Origin of the sequence: Streptomyces sp. NPDC059371, from assembly GCF_042751995.1 — a bacterium.
GTDB lineage: Bacteria > Actinomycetota > Actinomycetes > Streptomycetales > Streptomycetaceae > Streptomyces.
On the sequence record NZ_JBHYXD010000035.1, the window covers coordinates 1 to 14,635 of the forward strand.

Genomic DNA, 14,635 nt, shown 5'->3' on the forward strand with positions numbered 1-14,635 from the left:
GCTGCGAGACTGCCGCGCCGGGCGCCGCCCCCGCGGCGCGCCCCCCCCGGCGCCGCCCCCCCCCCCCCCCTTCCCCCTACCCGCCGCGTCCTACTTCGGCACGCCCGACGGAGCCGGAGCCGCCGGAGCCGGGATGGGCGAGCTCGCCACCGACTGGGGGGACTCCGCGTTGGCGAACACCGACGGGGCCGCCACCGCGGCCGACGGGTCGGGGGACTCGTCCTCCGCGGGCGCGGTGGGGCCGCCCACGATGCGGATCTCCGCGGCGTCGAAGGCGCGCTTGATGCGCCAGCGCAGCTCGCGCTCCACGGACAGGGCCTTGCCGGGCATCGTCTTGGCCGAGACCCGGACCACCATGGAGTCGAGGAGGACGCTGTCCAGGCCCAGGATCTCGATCGGGCCCCACAGGCGCTCGTTCCAGGGCTCTTCCTTGCTGATGGTCTCGGCGACGTCCCCGATGACGGACCGGACGTGGTCCAGGTCCTCCGAGGCGCGGACCGTGACGTCCACACCGGCCGTCGCCCAGCCCTGGGAGAGGTTCCCGATGCGCTTGACCTCGCCGTTGCGGATGTACCAGATCTCGCCGTTGTCGCCGCGCAGCTTGGTCACGCGCAGGCCCACCTCGATGACCTCGCCGGAGGCCACACCCGCGTCGATCACGTCGCCGACGCCGTACTGGTCCTCCAGGATCATGAAGACTCCGGAGAGGAAGTCCGTGACCAGGTTGCGGGCGCCGAAACCGATCGCGACACCGGCCACACCCGCCGAGGCGAGCAACGGGGCCAGATTGATCTCGAACGTGCCGAGGATCATCAGCGCGGCCGTGCCGACGATCAGGAAGGACGCGACGGAGCGCAGCACCGAGCCGATGGCCTGGGAGCGCTGACGGCGGCGCTCCACGTTCACCAGCAGACCGCCGAGCGCCGTACCGTCGACCGCCTCGGCGGTGCGGCCCATCCGGTCGATGAGCTTGGTGATCGCCCGGCGCACGAACACTCTCAGTATCGCCGCGATCACCAGCACCAGCAGGACGCGCAGACCTATGGCCAGCCAGGTCGACCAGTTCTCCTCGACCCAGCTCGCGGCATGGGTCGCCTTCTCCTGGGCGTCCTGAAGCGTGGGGGTCACCACACCGGTCGTCGTCGAGGGGGACGGCGACGGGGCCGGAGCGGCGGCCAGGGCCGATAGGACGGGCAGGGACACAGCAGGTACCTCCAGGCGTAGCGGTCTGCCCGCGGCGGGGACACGGGAGGGGTTGCCGTCCGGGCAGAACCACCACACTAACGGGGCATCGTGTGTGGATCGTTGTCATCTCCGGGGGAGAGACCGTGCTCACCTGGGGATGTAGGGGGTGTGGTCGAAAACACTCCCAGCCCGTTACCGGGACATGGTGGCGCCACCACCAGGCATGAGGGGAGACTGACTGCAGATCGTCCCGGCGCGAGCCACGCGCCGCCGGCGTACAAGGAGGCATCCGTGCCGCACGTCCTGGTCCTCAACGCGTCGTACGAGCCGCTCGGCGTCGTACCGCTCCACCGCGCGCTCGTCCTCGTCCTTGAGAACAAAGCCGTCTGTCTCGAGGAATCCGGCGCCTTCATGCACAGCGCGACCGTTACTGTCCCCGCACCCAGCGTGGTCCGGCTGAAGAGGTTCGTCCGGGTCCCCTACCGAGGGCCCGTCCCGCTGACCAGGCGGGCTCTGTTCGCCCGCGACGGCGGCCGGTGCATGTACTGCGGTGGCGTCGCAACCAGCGTCGACCACGTCATCCCGCGCTCCCGCGGGGGTCAGCACGCCTGGGACAACGTGGTGGCGTCCTGCCGCCGCTGCAACCACACCAAGGCCGACCGCCACCTGGTCGAGATCGGCTGGCGCCTGCGCCACAAACCCGCCCCGCCGACGGGGCTCGCCTGGCGCATCATCGGAACCGGGCACAGGGACCCGCGCTGGATGCCCTACCTGCAACCGTACGGCGCGGACGACGCCATGGCCCGGATCGACGGCATCTCAGCCTGACGATCCGGGCCTTCGTGATGGTGGCGCCGGCCGCCATCGCTTCCGGCGTCGGGAGGACCCCCGTGCCTCCCGGCCGCGGGCACCCGTGCCGCACGGGCGTCCGGGCCTGCCCGCCGCCGCCCGCCCGCCCGCCGGCAGACGCCTGCCCGCGGGCTTCACGGGCGTTCGGCGCTGCCCACGGGCCGGACGCGCGCGATCACGCCTGACGCAGCTCCGCGGGCCGCGCCGAGCGGCGCAGCAGGGGCAGCGACGTGGCCGCGGCCAGCAGAGACGCCGCGTAGACGGTGACGGGGACGACCAGGGGCAGCACCGGCACGAGTCCGCCGCCCGCGAGCTGCCCGTACCAGACGCCGATGCTGAGGCCCCCGGCCCCGGCCAGCGCGATCGCCGGGGCGAGCGGCAGGGCCGTCTCCAGGAGCAGGGCACGGCCGAGCACCGCCCGGGGTACCCCGGCGGCGGTCTGCGCGGCGAGGCCGCGGCGGCGGGTCGCCAGCGATTCGGCGGTTCCCACGGCCAGACCGGACAGGGCGATCGCGAGGGCGAGCAGGACCGCGGCGCCCGCGAGATCGATACCCGTCGTGTAGAGGGACGGGTCGGCGGGCAACGAGTCGCGGTCCCGCCCGGCGAGGGCGTCGAGCAGCACCTGCCGCACGCCGACGAAGCCCGTCCCCACGACGGTCACCAGCAGGACCGCCGCATGGGTGCGGGCGCCCGCCCAGGGGTCGTCCCGCAGCCGCTCGGCCGCGATCAGGACCGCCGGGTTCCCGGTCCGCCGGGCCAGCACGCGGCCCGTCAGCCGGGCGCTCGCCCCGGCCGCCCAGACGGCGCCGACGCCCGTGATTATCACCACGCCGAACACGAACGGCGGGGCCGTCCCGAACCCGCCGAAGGTGCGCGGAGCGAGGGTGAGCCCGGTGAGAAGCATCACGAGAGCCGTCAGGAGGATGGCGAGACCCGGCCCCCGCCCGCGGTCCGGGCGCACCCGTCGCACCCAGCCGAGCGGCGAGGCCACCACCCGGCGCAGGGCGAGAGCGCTCACCAGCGCGCCCAGCACGGGCACGGCGAGCGCGATTCCCGCGAAGCCGGCCCAGACGACGGCCGGCGGGTTGTGCCACTCGCGCAGCAGGACCGGGACGCCGACGGCGGTGGCGACGGCCGAGCCGGTCAGGCACGCGAGGCCCGCCTCCAGCGCGGCGATCCGCCGCACCTGCGCCGGGCCGGCCCCCGCCAGGCGCAGTGTGGCCAGCCGCCGGTCGCGGTGCACGGCCCCGACGCGGGCGCACTGGCCGAGGAAGCCGAGCACCGGCACCAGCAGGAGCAGCAGGGTGAGAACCACGCCCGCCCGCTCGCCGGGCTGTCGCAGCAGGGCGTGGGCGGGGGGCATGGAGTACTGCCCCTGGAGCGAGGCGATGGCGACGGCCGCAAGGCAGAGCCCGGTGGCCAGGGCCGCCCCGACGGCCGTCAGCGCGACCCGCCACCCCTCGCGCCGGTCGGAACCGCGGGTCAGGAGCAGCGCGATCCGGAGGTCGGTCCTCACCGGGACACCTCCGTCGTGGCCGCCGGGGCCGTCGCCGGGGTGCCGGGGCCGGTCACGACCCCGTCCCGCAGCGCGACCTCACGGTCCGCGTACGCCGCCACCTGGGCGTCGTGCGTGATCAGCAGGACCGCCGTGCCGGCCTCCCGGGCGGTGTGGATCAGGGCGGTCATCACCTGCTCTCCGGCGAGGGAGTCCAGCGCGCCGGTCGGCTCGTCCGCGAAGACGGCCTTCGGATCCGTGACGAGGGCCCGCGCCAGCGCCACCCGCTGGGCCTGGCCGCCGCTCATCTCACCGGGCCGCAGCGCCTCCTGACCCCGTACGCCGAACCGCTCCAGCCACTCGCCCGCCCGCTCCCGCGCCGCCGCCCGGGAGGCACCCGCGAGCAGCAGGGGCAGCGCCACGTTGTCGGCGGCGGTCAGCTCGGGGATGAGCTGTCCGAACTGGAACACCACGCCGAAGTCCGTGCGGCGCAGTTCACCGAGCCGCTTCTCGGGGAGCAGGTCGAGGCGCTCGCCGCCGTACTCCACGGTTCCGCCGTCGGGCCTGACGATGCCCGCCAGGCAGTGGAGCAGGGTGGACTTGCCGCTGCCGCTGGCCCCGGTGACGGCGAGGACCTCGCCCGCGGACAGGTCCAGTGAGGCGCCGCGCAGCGCCCGGGTCGGGCCGTGCGCCTTGACCAGGTCCCTGGCGGTCAGAAGGGGGGTGCTCATGCTGTGTCGACCTCCGCGGTCAGGGTGGTGAGCCGGGCCGCCGTGGTCGTCATCCAGCGGAGGTCGGCGTCGAGGTGGTTGAGGGCGTAGTCGGCCGACAGGACGGTCGCGAGACCGGCGCCGGGTGCCGTCTTCACCGCCGTGAGCTCGCGCATCCGCGCCATGTGCGCCGCGCGCTGCGCCCGCAGATAGCCGGCCGGGTCCGCCGAGGCCAGGATCGAGACGACGACCTTGGCGAAGATCTCGTTCGTCACGAAGGGCGCGGGTGGCGCGATCTCGCCCGCCCAGCGGGTCAGTTCACTCGTTCCGTCCCCGGTCGAGCGGTACAGGGTCCGCTCGGGGCCTCCGTCCGAGTCGGTGCCGTCGACCGCGGCGAGACCGTCGCGGACCAGCCGCTGCAAAGTCGTGTACACCTGCCCGTACGCCAGCGGGCGGGCCTGCGGGAAGCGTTCGTCGTGCCGTCGCTTGAGGTCGTACCCATGGCTGGGTCCTCCGGCGAGCAGCCCCAACAGGATGTGACGGGTACTCATGGAGATCAGTATGCACTCAAGATATGTACTGAGTGAATAGCTGGACGCGAAAAGCTGATCACGCGCGTTGCCGAGGGGCGTGGAGGAGCGCCGGCCCGGGGGCGCCGAGAAGCGCGGGGAGTGCCGGGGAGTGCCGAGGGAAGCCGGGAGTGCCGGGAACCGCCGAGGGGCCTCAGTCCGCGACCGCGTACGCCTCCGCCGACCACAGCGAGTACCCGTACGCCGTGGCCCGCCGCATCCCCTGGACGCGGACGTAACGGACGTCGCGTTCGTCGAAGCGGAGGGATTCCCGGCCGCCGCGGGCGTCGGTCACGGTCGTCGCCGTGCGCCACACGCGTCCGTCGGCGGAGACCTGGACGCGGTACGCGGACGGGTGCGCGTCCTGCCAGGTCAGCACGAGCCGGCCGAGGCGCACCGGCTCGGCGAACTGCACCTGCCACCAGGCGCCGTCGTCCACCGGGGAGGACCAACGGGTCGCCGGGTCGCCGTCGTTGGCCGCCGAGGCCGGGAAGTCGGGGGTCTCGTCGGCGGACGAGGAGGCCGTGCCGGTGCGGGCGAGGTCGGGGCCCGCCGTACGCGGGAAGGCGCGGACGGTCAGGGTGCGGGTCTGGGCGCCGAAGGCGACCGTCACCTCGTACGAGCCCGACGGCGTTCCCGGCGGGACCGTGACCTCGACGACGCTGTCGACGACGGCGCCGCGCGCCAGAGTCGGTGAGGGCCGCGAGACCTTGACCCGGATGCCCTCGGGAGCGCGTGCGGTCAGCTCACCGCTGACGCCGGTGGGACGCAGGGACGTCAGCCGGGCCGTGATCCGCTCCGTGCCGCCGATCTCCACGTCCGTCGTGGAACGGGCCAGGTCCAGGGCCGCGGCGGGCGTGTCGGCGAACCACGGCACGAGATGACGGACCTGGGAACGCTCGGGTCCGACGACCCGCAGCGCGTCCACGGGCACGCCCTCCGCACCGATCTCCGCCGCGCCGAGCTCCGTCGCGCCCCCGGCGGTGAGGGCGCCGAGGTACCGCCAGCCCTCGCCCGGCACGTGCGCCTCGACGAAGCCCGTCGCGCCGGGGTCGGTGAGCACGCTGACGTCGGTGAGGGTGCGGGGGCGCGGGAGCAGCACGACGCGGCCGTCCTGCCCGCCGCCGTCCCCCGTCGTGCCGTCGTCGGGCGTGCTCCCCGCGCCGTCCGCGGCACCGCCCCGTCCGCCCGTGTCCGCCGTGCCCGCGCCGCCGGTCCCCGTGCCGCCGCGCCCGGTCGCGCCGGGGTTCTTCGGGGCTCCCCGGCCGGTGGAGGACTCGTTGCCGAGGCCCGCCCACTGCTCGTACGCCGTGCGGGCCCGCTTCAGGAACGGGTCGAGCACGCCCGTGCCGACCTTCACCTCGCTCGCCGCGAGCTCGCCGCGCAGCCGGTTCAGCGCGCGGTACGCCGTCCACGCCGCCGTCGCGTCCCCCCTCGACTGGGCGTCGAGGAGTGCGACGGCCGTCTCGCCGGCCTCGCCGTAGCGCGCCAACTGCCCGGTCCAGGGCTCCACTTCGGTGGCGATCGGACGGCCCGCCAGCCGCCCCGGCGTCTCGCGCATCACGGTGAAGGCCGCGCGCAGCCGCTCGGCCGCACGCTCGCCCGCGGTGCGGTCCGTGCCCGTCCACGCCTGCCAGAACGCCTCCATGAGCGGGCGCAGGTACGCCGACTCCTCGCCGCCGAGGACGGAGGACGCCTCGTTCCCGGCCAGCGCGCGCAGCGCGTCCGCGTCCCGGGCGTCCCCGCCCGCGAGATCCTCGATCGCGGCGTCCCAGGACTCCTGGGGCCGGTAGTCCCGCGGGTTCCACGCGTAGTCGGCCGTCGTGAACAGCGGGATGCGGGAGGCCTCCGCCTGGGGCATCGCGTTGGCGAGCAGAGCCGCCGAACCCGTGGCCACCGCCGGGTCGCGCCCCTGGTAGGGGCCGAGGAACACGCGGTCCTGCGCGTAGTCGTTGACGGGGTAGTTGTCCATGGTGACGAGCCGATGGCTGCCGAACACCGCCTGGGTGCGTGCCAGTTCGCCGCCGGTGATGGTCTTCGGCACGACACCGATGCCCGTCCAGGCGACCTCGACGCTTTTGTCCAGCGCGCCCCCCAGCTTCCGGCGGTAGTCGGTCGAGCCGTCCTCGTAGTACTCCGTCGGCATCAGGGACAGCGCGGCCACCTCCGGGTGACGGGCGGCGAGATGCCGGGCCACGGCGTTCGCCACCCGCGCCTGCGCCTTCGCCGCCGCCCCGGGGCCGGAGCCGAACGCGTCCGCGTCCTCCTCGCAGTGCCACTCGGTGTAGCTGACGTCCTGGAACTGGAGCTGGAAGGACCGGAACCCGAGCGCCCACATGGCGTCGAGCTTGTGTGTCAGGGCCTTCACGTCGGAGTCCGAGGAGAAGCACATCGCCTGTCCCGGGGCCACCGCCCAGGTCAGCGTGACGTGATTGCGGAGCGCCCGGTCCGCCAGGTCCCGGAAGCGGGCGCGCTCCCCGGCCGGGTACGCCTCACGCCAGCGCGCCTGCCGGAAGAGGTCGTCGCCGGGCGCGTACACATAGCGGTTCTGCTTGGTCCTGCCCATGAAGTCGAGCTGCGCGAGCCGCTGTTCAGGGGTCCACGGGCTGCCGTAGAACCCCTCGGTGACGCCCCGCACGGCGGTGCCGGGCCAGTCACGGACGACGGCACCGGCGATCCGGCCGCCGGCGCCGAGGAGTTGGCCCAAGGTCTGCACCCCGTGGAACAGGCCGTCCTCGCCGACTCCCGCGAGCGCGACCGTGTCCCGGCCGTCGGCACGGCCGACGGCCAGCCGGTAGCCGCCGGAGGGGAGGTCGGCGCGCGGCGCGGCGCCGAGCGCCGTGAGCGCCCGCTCCAGGGAGCCCGAGGCGGCGCGCGTGACGCCGGAGGCCCCCGTGCCCCGCCCACCGGTGTCCGCGGTGTCCGTCCCCAGGCGCACCACCAGAGCGCGCGCCGGGAGCGCGTCACCGTCGCGCGCCGTCGTGATCGTGCGTGCGCCGGCCTGTCGCAGCAATGCGCGCAGCGCTTCGAGCGCGTACGGGTCGAGATCGCCGGCCGGGGCGTTTGCGTCGACGCTCACGCCGGGGGCGTACGAGGTCAGGGGGACGCCCGGGCCGTACGAACCGGCCGGAGAGCCCGAGCCGCCGGACGTGTCCGGCGCCGGGGTCACCAGGACGACCTCGTCCGTGACGGTGACCGCGGTGCCGTTCGCGCGCAGCGACTGGGGGCGGGGCCAGACGGCGGGCACGGTGCTTCCGGCGGGTTCCCGGTCGCTTCCGGCGGGCGCGCGGTCGTCCGCGGAGGCCGCCTGGCCATGGGTCGCCGCGAGGGCCGCGGGGGCCGTGACGAACGTGCTCGCGACCACGGCGAACGCCAGTGCGGTCGCTCCTTGTCCACGCCCGAGTCGCACGGTTCCCCCTCGTAGCCCGCCATCCCGGCCGCGGCGTCGGTGTGCCGTCGAGCCCACCATTCGGGTGGTGAAGGTGTCAACGAGAGTGGCCGAAGTGCCGGGATTACCCCAGCCTGGAGGCGCGGCCCGGCCCCGCGGGACGGCCACGGAATGTGACCAGGAGCACGTTGTCCGTCCGTGAGCGTCTGCCGTCGCGCCCACGGGGTAGGGCTGCGATGACCGCCCGGGGCATCCGTTTCCGGCACGAACCGCCGGAATGCCCCCGGTCGCCGTATCCGACCTCGACAAGGAGGCCCCCGTGGCCGCATCGGCACACCTGCTCCTGACGGCCCTGTCCGAACGCGCGGCGGAGGCGTCCGTCCCCGGCCCGCGCGCCGGCCGGGCGTCCGCCGAGCCCGAGGGCGCCCCCCTGTCCCGGCTCGCCTCGGAGGGCCCCTGCTCCGCGGCACCGCTGACGAGCGAACCCCCGCTGCCCGACGCCGAGCCGCTGACCAGTGAGCCGCCGCTCGCCGACGCCGCGCATCTGACGAGCGAGCCCACCTCGACCGGCGCCGCGTCGGGGGTCTGATGGCACCCACCGGGCCCGCCGACCCGCCGCGGACGGCCTCGGAGCCGGCGCCGCGGACACCCCTGTCCCAGCTCGCCGAACTGCACGGTGTCGCCCCCGAGTACAGCCCGTCCCCCGGCCGCACGGTCGCGGCGCCGGACACCGCGCTCGTCGCGATCCTGGCCGCGCTCGGCGTCGACGCGAGCACCCCGGAAGCCGTCCGGGCCGCCCTCGCGCTGCACGAGGCCGAGACGGCGAAGCGGCTGCTGCCGCCGACCCTGGTGTGCTGGGGCGGACTCGTCCCCGCCGAGGTCGCCGCACTGCAGGACGGCACCCGTCTGAGCGTCACCACCGAACAGGGCGAGTCCCGCGCGTCCGCCGAGAACCTTCCGCCCGGTGTCCACACGCTGCGCGCCACCGCCCCCGACGGCCGCACCGCCGACGCCCACCTCGTCGTCGCCCCCACCCGGCTGCCCGCGCCGCCCGGACGCGCCTACGGCCTGCTCGTCCAGCTCTACTCCCTGCTCTCCCGCCACTCCTGGGGCATGGGCGACCTCGGCGACCTCGCCGAGCTGACAGCCTGGGCGGGACGCGCGCTCGGCGCCGGATTCGTCCAGGTCAACCCGCTGCACGCGGCCGTGCCCGGCGACCCCACCGACCCCTCCCCGTACCGGCCCTCCTCCCGCCGCTTCCCCGACCCGGTGCACCTGCGCGTCGAGGACATCCCCGAGTACCCCTACGCCGAGGACCAGGACCGGCTGCGCACGCTGCGGGAGCGCGCCGAACGGCTGCGCGACTCCGTTCTGCGCAAGGGCGCGCTCATCGACCGCGACGCCGTGTGGGAACTCAAGCGCGAGGCGCTCGCGGCGGTGCGCGCCGTACCGCTCGGGCCCGGACGGCAGGCCGCGTACGCCGACTTCCTCGCCGAGGAGGGCCGGGCGCTGGAGGACCACGCCACCTGGTGCGCGCTCGCCGAGGTGCACGGCTCCGACTGGCGGAACTGGCCCGTGGCCCTGCGCGACCCCCGCTCGCAGGCGACCGCCCGCGCCCGGGGCGAACTGATGGACCGCGTCGACTTCCACAGCCGGCTCGCCTGGCTCACCGAGGCCCAGCTCGCCCGCGCCCAGCGCTCCGCGCGCGACGCGGGCATGGCCATCGGTCTCGTGCACGACCTCGCCGTCGGCGTCCACCCCGACGGAGCCGACGCCTGGGCCCAGCAGGAGTACTTCGCGGCCGGCATGTCCGTCGGCGCGCCCCCGGACGCCTTCAACGCGCGCGGCCAGGACTGGGGTCTGCCGCCCTGGCGGCCCGACCGGCTCGCCGCCTCGGGCTACGCCCCCTACCGCCGGCTGCTGCGCGCGCTCCTGCGCCACGCCGGCGCCCTGCGCATCGACCACGTCATGGGCCTGTTCCGGCTCTGGTGGATCCCCGAGGGGCAGCCGCCCACCGAGGGCTCGTACGTCCGCTACGACGCCGAGGCGATGCTCGCGATCCTCGTCCTGGAGGCCTCGCGGGCCGGAGCCCTGGTCATCGGCGAGGACCTCGGCACCGTCGAACCCGGAGTGCGCGAGAAGCTCCAGGAACGCGGAGTGCTCGGCACCTCGGTGCTGTGGTTCGAACGCGACTGGGACGGGGACGGGCTGCCCCTGCCGCCCGAGGGCTGGCGCGCCGACTGCCTGGCCACCGCCACCACCCACGACCTGCCGTCCACCGCGGCCCGGTTCACCGGCGAGCACGTCGAACTCCGCGACCGCCTCGGCCTGTTGAGCGGCTCCCTCGACGAGGAACGGGCGGCCGCCGCCGCGGACGTCCGGGAGTGGCTGGCGCTGCTCTCCCGGCTCGGACTGCTGCGCGGTCCGAGCGGCGGGGCGCCCGCCTCGGTGGAGGAGGCCGAGATCCAGGCCGTGCACCGCTTCCTGCTGCGCACCCCGGCCCGGCTGATCGGCGTCTGGCTCCCGGACGCCGTCGGCGACCGCCGCCCGCAGAACCTTCCGGGCACCTGGGACGAGTACCCCAACTGGCGGCTGCCCATAGCCGACGCCGAGGGCCGCCCGGTGACCCTGGAGGAGCTGGCCGCGTCGCCCAGGCTCCACGCCCTCATCGACGTGGTGCGGGCGGAGAGCGAGCGCACGGGCGCGCCCGGGAGCCCTCCGGAACAGCCGCCCCGTGTCCCGTGACGCCCTCCGGAACCGCCGCCCCGTGCCCCGTGACCTCCGTACGGCACCCCGGACGCGCGGCCCCGTCGGGTGTTCGCTACGTTTGCACCGTGGACAAGAAGAACGCCCTGCGCGCCGGTGCCCTGGCGGCCGGCACGACGCTGATGATGCTGCTCATGTCGTCCCCCGCGCTCGCGCTGACCCGCGACGACGGCGACGACCCCGGCTCCGGCCTGAGCGTGATCGAGACGCTCGGCCTCTACGTCGCGCTGCCGCTCGTACTGTTCGGGGGCATCACCGCCCTCGTGATGGTCCTGGACAAGTCCCACAAGCAGCCGAAGCAGGGCTGAGCCCCGCACCCCTGACTCTGTGCCGAGGGAGTCCGCGTACCCACGGGTGCGCGGACTCCCTCGACGCGTTTCCCGGACCTCAGCCCCGCCGCACCTCGTACAGGAAGCAGCCGTACTCCACCGCCCGTACGTGGACCAGCGCCACCTCCGGGTCCGCGAACGCCTCCGTGAAGGCCTCGCCGAACGCGGACGGTGTCCCGACCAGCCGCCCGCCCAGGATGCGTCCCTGGGCCGAATAGCGGCGGACCGTGCGGTGGGCGTTCGTGAACGGGAGGGCGCCCGTGGCCGGGCCCGCGCACTCCTCCGCGTGGATGAAGACCGGGCCCGTCTCGTCGTAGGGACCCGGCTCCGCGCCGGTCCGTGCCGCCCAGCGGCGCAACGGGGCGTAGGAGACCAGGCAGACGCGCTCTCCGGGCTCGCTGCGGCGCAGACAGCACCGCAAGGGGGACCCGCCCTCCTCGTCGGTCAGCGGGACGGGCCGGCGGCCCGCGTCGTCGGTGTCGCGGAGCTCCTTCAGAGCGGCCGCGCCGATGGGCTGTGCCGTGTATGTCGTCATGTCTCAAGGCTCACGGCCGCGACGGCCCGGCACCGGCGGGAAACGGACATCGCGCTGTGTGCGGGTCCCGTGGAAGGATGGCGCAACCCACACATAACGAGGAGATGACCGCGTGCCTGGCACAAACCTGACCCGCGAAGAGGCGCAGCAGCGGGCGAAGCTGCTCACCGTTGACTCGTACGAGGTCGAACTCGACCTCTCCGGCGCGCAGGAGGGCGGCACCTACCGGTCCGTGACCACGGTGCGCTTCGACTCCGCCGAGACCGGCGCGGAGTCCTTCATCGACCTGGTCGCCCCGGCCGTCCACGAAGTCACCCTCAACGGCGACCCGCTCGACCCCGCCGAGGTCTTCGAGGACTCGCGGATCGCGCTGCCCGGCCTCCTGGAGGGGCGCAACGTCGTCCGCGTCGTCGCCGACTGCGCCTACACCAACACCGGTGAGGGCCTGCACCGGTTCGTCGACCCCGTCGACCAGCAGGCCTACCTCTACACCCAGTTCGAGGTGCCGGACGCCCGCCGCGTGTTCGCGTCCTTCGAGCAGCCCGACCTCAAGGCCACCTTCCAGTTCACCGTGAAGGCGCCGACCGGCTGGACGGTCATCTCCAACTCGCCGACCCCGGAGCCCAAGGACGACGTCTGGGTCTTCGAGCCCACGCCGCGGATCTCGACGTACATCACCGCGCTGATCGTCGGCCCGTACCACTCCGTGCACAGCGTGTACGAGAAGGACGGCCAGACCGTACCGCTCGGCATCTACTGTCGCCCCTCGCTCGCCGAGTTCCTCGACTCGGACGCGATCTTCGAGGTCACCCGGCAGGGCTTCGACTGGTTCCAGGAGAAGTTCGACTACGCGTACCCCTTCACGAAGTACGACCAGCTCTTCGTGCCCGAGTTCAACGCGGGCGCCATGGAGAACGCGGGCGCGGTCACCATCCGCGACCAGTACGTCTTCCGCTCCAAGGTCACCGACGCCGCGTACGAGCTGCGCGCCGAGACGATCCTGCACGAGCTGGCCCACATGTGGTTCGGCGACCTGGTCACCATGGAGTGGTGGAACGACCTCTGGCTGAACGAGTCGTTCGCCACCTACACCTCCATCGCCTGCCAGGCCTACCACCCCGACAGCCGCTGGCCGCACTCCTGGACCACCTTCGCCAACTCCATGAAGACGTGGGCGTACCGGCAGGACCAGCTCCCCTCCACCCACCCGATCATGGCCGAGATCCGCGACCTCGACGACGTGCTCGTCAACTTCGACGGCATCACGTACGCCAAGGGCGCCTCCGTCCTCAAGCAGCTCGTCGCCTACGTCGGCATGGACGAGTTCTTCCGCGGCGTCCAGGCCTACTTCAAGGCCCACGCCTTCGGGAACACGCGCCTGTCCGACCTGCTCGGCGCCCTGGAGGAGACCTCCGGACGCGACCTCGGCACCTGGTCGCAGAAGTGGCTCCAGACCGCCGGGATCAACATCCTGCGCCCGGAGATCGAGACCGACGCCGAAGGTGTCGTCACCGCCTTCGCCATCCGCCAGGAGGCCCCCGCGCTGCCCGCCGGCGCCCAGGGAGAGCCCACACTCCGCCCGCACCGCATCGCGGTCGGCCTCTACGAGTTCGACGGCGCCAGCGGCAAGCTCGTGCGCGACGAGCGCATCGAGCTGGACGTGGACGGAGAGCTGACCGCCGTACCGCACCTCCTCGGCAAGCGCCGCCCCGACGTGATCCTGCTCAACGACGACGACCTGTCGTACGCCAAGGTCCGCCTCGACGAGGACTCCCTCGCCTTCGTCACCGAGCACCTCGGCGACTTCGAGTCCTCCCTGCCGCGCGCCCTGTGCTGGGCCTCGGCCTGGGACATGACCCGCGACGCCGAGCTCCCCGCCCGCGACTACCTGGCCCTGGTGCTGTCCGGCATCGGCAAGGAGTCCGACATCGGTGTCGTGCAGTCGCTGCACCGCCAGGTCAAGCTCGCGATCGAGCTGTACGCCGACCCGGCGGCCCGCGAGGCGCTGCTCACCCGCTGGACGGACGCGACGCTCGCCCACCTGCGCGCGGCCGAGGCTGGCGGCGACCACCAGCTCGCCTGGGCGCGCGCCTTCGCGGCGACCGCGCGCACGCCGGAGCAGCTCGACCTCCTGGAGGCGCTGCTCGAAGACCGCGAGACCATCGAGGGCCTCGCCGTCGACACCGAGCTGCGCTGGGCGTTCGTCCAGCGGCTCGCGGCCGTCGGACGCTTCGACGAGGCGGAGATCGCCGCCGAGTACGAGCGCGACAAGACCGCCGCCGGCGAGCGGCACGCGGCCACCGCCCGCGCCGCCCGGCCCACCGAGGAGGCGAAGGCCGAGGCGTGGGCCTCGGTCGTCGAGTCCGACAAGCTCCCGAACGCCGTGCAGGAAGCGGTCATCGGCGGCTTCGTGCAGGCCGACCAGCGTGAGCTGCTCGCCCCGTACACGGACAAGTACTTCTCCGCGGTCAAGGAGATCTGGGACGCCCGCTCGCACGAGATCGCGCAGCAGATCGCGACGGGCCTCTACCCGGGCATCCACATCTCCGAGGAGACCCTCGCCAGGACGGACGCGTGGCTGGCCTCGGCCGAGCCCAACGCCGCCCTGCGGCGCCTCGTCTCGGAGTCCCGCTCGGGTGTCGAGCGCGCTCTGAAGGCGCAGGCGGCGGACGCGCGCGCGACCACCGCCTAGGAACGGACCGGGAACGGACAGACCCCGAGGGGGGGCGCCCCCCCCCGCGCCCCCCCCCCCCCGCCGGGGGTTGTGGCCGCTGGGGGGACCCCGTGAGGGAATACCCCGCCAACACCC

The 14,635-nt window shown here is 74.2% G+C and carries 11 protein-coding genes; 5 read left to right on the forward strand and 6 right to left on the reverse strand.

Going from position 1 to position 14,635, the window contains the following annotated elements; translation table 11 throughout:
* Window positions 1-90: 90 nt before the first annotated feature.
* A complete protein-coding gene (locus tag ACFXGX_RS20825; RefSeq protein WP_384793179.1) occupies window positions 91-1,203 on the reverse strand; it encodes a mechanosensitive ion channel family protein in 1,113 nt (370 codons plus the stop codon).
* A gap of 273 nt (window positions 1,204-1,476) precedes the next feature.
* Between ACFXGX_RS20825 and ACFXGX_RS20830 the strand changes: the two genes are divergently transcribed.
* Window positions 1,477-2,013 (forward strand): HNH endonuclease, encoded by a 537-nt coding sequence (locus tag ACFXGX_RS20830; RefSeq protein ID WP_037618871.1) that lies wholly within the window; start codon window positions 1,477-1,479, stop codon window positions 2,011-2,013.
* A 196-nt stretch (window positions 2,014-2,209) separates the two neighbouring features.
* Here the strand turns inward: ACFXGX_RS20830 and ACFXGX_RS20835 are convergent, their stop codons facing one another.
* From ACFXGX_RS20835 to ACFXGX_RS20850, 4 genes are all read right to left on the reverse strand, one after another.
* Window positions 2,210-3,550: an FtsX-like permease family protein gene (locus tag ACFXGX_RS20835; protein ID WP_384793182.1), complete on the reverse strand. Its 1,341-nt coding sequence runs from the start codon at window positions 3,548-3,550 to the stop codon at window positions 2,210-2,212.
* Entirely contained in the window at window positions 3,547-4,260 is a 714-nt protein-coding gene (locus ACFXGX_RS20840; RefSeq protein WP_384793185.1) for an ABC transporter ATP-binding protein, read from the reverse strand. The genes ACFXGX_RS20835 and ACFXGX_RS20840 overlap by 4 nt, the downstream gene beginning before the upstream one ends.
* Entirely contained in the window at window positions 4,257-4,790 is a 534-nt protein-coding gene (locus ACFXGX_RS20845; RefSeq protein WP_384793188.1) for a PadR family transcriptional regulator, read from the reverse strand. Before ACFXGX_RS20845 ends, ACFXGX_RS20840 begins: the two co-directional genes overlap by 4 nt.
* Window positions 4,791-4,962: 172 nt before the next feature.
* The gene (locus tag ACFXGX_RS20850) at window positions 4,963-8,217 is read right to left on the reverse strand and encodes a beta-N-acetylglucosaminidase domain-containing protein (RefSeq protein WP_384793191.1); all 3,255 of its coding nucleotides are present in this window, start codon (window positions 8,215-8,217) and stop codon (window positions 4,963-4,965) included.
* 256 nt (window positions 8,218-8,473) lie between these two features.
* Between ACFXGX_RS20850 and ACFXGX_RS20855 the strand changes: the two genes are divergently transcribed.
* From ACFXGX_RS20855 to ACFXGX_RS20865, 3 genes are all read left to right on the forward strand, one after another.
* Window positions 8,474-8,785 (forward strand): hypothetical protein, encoded by a 312-nt coding sequence (locus ACFXGX_RS20855; RefSeq protein ID WP_384793194.1) that lies wholly within the window; start codon window positions 8,474-8,476, stop codon window positions 8,783-8,785.
* Window positions 8,785-10,941: a 4-alpha-glucanotransferase gene (gene malQ, locus ACFXGX_RS20860; RefSeq protein ID WP_384793197.1), complete on the forward strand. Its 2,157-nt coding sequence runs from the start codon at window positions 8,785-8,787 to the stop codon at window positions 10,939-10,941. The genes ACFXGX_RS20855 and malQ overlap by 1 nt, the downstream gene beginning before the upstream one ends.
* An 89-nt stretch (window positions 10,942-11,030) precedes the next feature.
* Window positions 11,031-11,270: a hypothetical protein gene (locus ACFXGX_RS20865; RefSeq protein ID WP_339129379.1), complete on the forward strand. Its 240-nt coding sequence runs from the start codon at window positions 11,031-11,033 to the stop codon at window positions 11,268-11,270.
* Between the two features lie 79 nt (window positions 11,271-11,349).
* Here the strand turns inward: ACFXGX_RS20865 and ACFXGX_RS20870 are convergent, their stop codons facing one another.
* Complete coding sequence (locus ACFXGX_RS20870) at window positions 11,350-11,826, reverse strand: DUF1203 domain-containing protein (RefSeq protein ID WP_384793200.1); 477 nt, start codon at window positions 11,824-11,826, stop codon at window positions 11,350-11,352.
* Window positions 11,827-11,938: 112 nt separating this feature from the next.
* Here ACFXGX_RS20870 and pepN point away from each other — a divergent pair, with 112 nt between their 5' ends.
* Window positions 11,939-14,518 (forward strand): aminopeptidase N, encoded by a 2,580-nt coding sequence (gene pepN, locus ACFXGX_RS20875; protein WP_384793203.1) that lies wholly within the window; start codon window positions 11,939-11,941, stop codon window positions 14,516-14,518.
* Window positions 14,519-14,635: the final 117 nt, after the last annotated feature.